The sequence below is a fragment of the Rubripirellula obstinata genome, assembly GCF_001642955.1.
GTDB lineage: Bacteria > Planctomycetota > Planctomycetia > Pirellulales > Pirellulaceae > Rubripirellula > Rubripirellula obstinata.
In genome coordinates, this window is the sequence record NZ_LWSK01000257.1 from 1 (window position 1) to 1,984 (window position 1,984).

The window sequence follows — 1,984 nt, forward strand, 5'->3', positions numbered from 1 at the left end:
TTTGGCCTCGGAAAAAACGGGTTAGTTCGTTTAACCGCGTGGGCATCGCCCCGCGCGTTTCGCCCCGCATGGACGCGCGGGGCGATGCCCACGCGGTTAAACAGTCCAGAAACCCTTCACGGCGTTGGGTCTTGCCCCACAGAATCGAACGCACAAAAACCGAAGCCCCGGATGGGGCGAAAGTGTTCAGATTTCGGCTCTATTACCCCTCCGGGGCAAGTCATGGTTTTGGTTTGATTTACCGGTGGCCAATGGCCACCGGCAGAGTGCTGACGCCCCATCCGGGGCTAAGGACCGTTGGAATTGCTATTCTGCTTCGCTTTGCGTTGGCAAGACCGCTCGCAACATTCCTTCGGCCTTGGTCCAGGTCTCGGCTTCTTCCTTTGCCGCATCACTACGCGCGGTGATGCCGCCGCCGACGGGCAGATGAAGGCGACCGCCGATTGCCGTGATCGTGCGAATCAGAATGTTGAAATCGGCGTCCAGCGGCGTGCTGATGTATCCGATCGATCCACAATACGGACCACGCGGATGATGTTCCAACTCGGCGATCGTTCGCATCGCTTCAATCTTCGGTGCTCCCGTGACGCTGCCGCCGGGGAAGCATGCCTTCAACAGAGACACCGCATCTTGGCTTGGGCCTAAATCGCCTTCAACGACCGACACTAAATGCTGAACGTATTGATAGGTTTCTAGTTCACACAACTGAGTCACGTTGACGGAATCGTCCGTGCAAACTCGCGACAGATCGTTCCGCATCAAATCGACAATCATCACATTCTCGGCGCGATCTTTTTCACTGGCCGTCAATTCGTTTGCCAGGCGTTGATTCAGTTGGTCGTCCGCCGATCGCGATACAGTGCCCTTGATGGGGCGGGTTTCGACGTGACCTTCGCGGACTTGCAAGAATCCTTCGGGCGAACTGCTTAGCACCTGGAAACCGCCGCCGTTGTAGTAGGCAGCAAATGGAGCCGGATTGGCTTCACGAAGCCGCAGATAAAGCGATGGCGAAGACTCCACCGCCGCAGTCGTCAATCGCTGCGCCAAGTTGACCTGAAAAGAATCCCCGGCACGAATGCGATTCACGATTTCGTTGACCGCGTCGCGAAATTCTTGACTGGAAAAATTGCTGACGACGCCATCGACACCCGTCGCGTGTTCGGGACAGCTCGAAATGCTATGTGAAGTCTGATGTCTTGGGTTGGAGATCGGTGCCGGTGCATCAGACGACAAAATCGACTCAGCGAACGCCAAATCAGGTTCGCTATGAGCGATGATCCATGCTTGGCCGCGATGATGGTCCACTGCAATGGTCCACGGATACCATCCCAACGACATTGGCGGTGTTGAGGAACCATCCGCTGCGGCACAAATCGGCGCAGGCCCCGTCGCATCCAGCCAACCGCCCGCTTCATAACCCAACAATCCCGCGATACCACCTTGAAACGGCGGCAGATCAGGACGCAACTTGCCGGGCAACCGGCTGCACCACTGCGAAAGCAGCGGCCATGGATCGCTGCCTGTCGATTCAGCAACCAATGTTTCAGTTGGGTCCGAACACAAGAACGAATAGCGAACTAAACGATCAGGCGCGGTCGCCGCCGAATCAAGCCACAAACAACCCGGCCGACCCGCGAACCGATCAAAAACATCGGCGATCGAAAAATGATCGCCAAGCTGTTTGCTAAAAATGGAAACCGGCGCGTTGGGCATGATCGTCGAAGTGCAAAAGCGGTGGGCGTTAAGCACGCACCGTAGCCGGAAAGACTTCGATTCCAAAGCCCAGGCTCACTCGATCAGGGGAGCAAAACGATCTCATGCCGAACACAAAGACCGCGTACCATCGGTTTGCCTGGACTGATGAAAATGCGGTGGGTGATGTTATTCGCGAACCAGTCGAACATTGCAAATTGCAAAATGAACATTGCAAATTGAAAATTCTTGGGAAGCGGTATTTGCTGGTCAATTTACATTTTCCAGTGTT

1 protein-coding gene is annotated in these 1,984 nt (G+C 55.4%); it reads right to left on the minus strand.

The window, feature by feature from the left end:
- Positions 1 to 306 precede the first annotated feature (306 nt).
- Positions 307 to 1,713, minus strand: coding sequence for an anthranilate synthase component I family protein (locus RC85_RS25555; RefSeq protein WP_084423019.1), 1,407 nt, complete (start codon positions 1,711 to 1,713; stop codon positions 307 to 309).
- Positions 1,714 to 1,984: the final 271 nt, after the last annotated feature.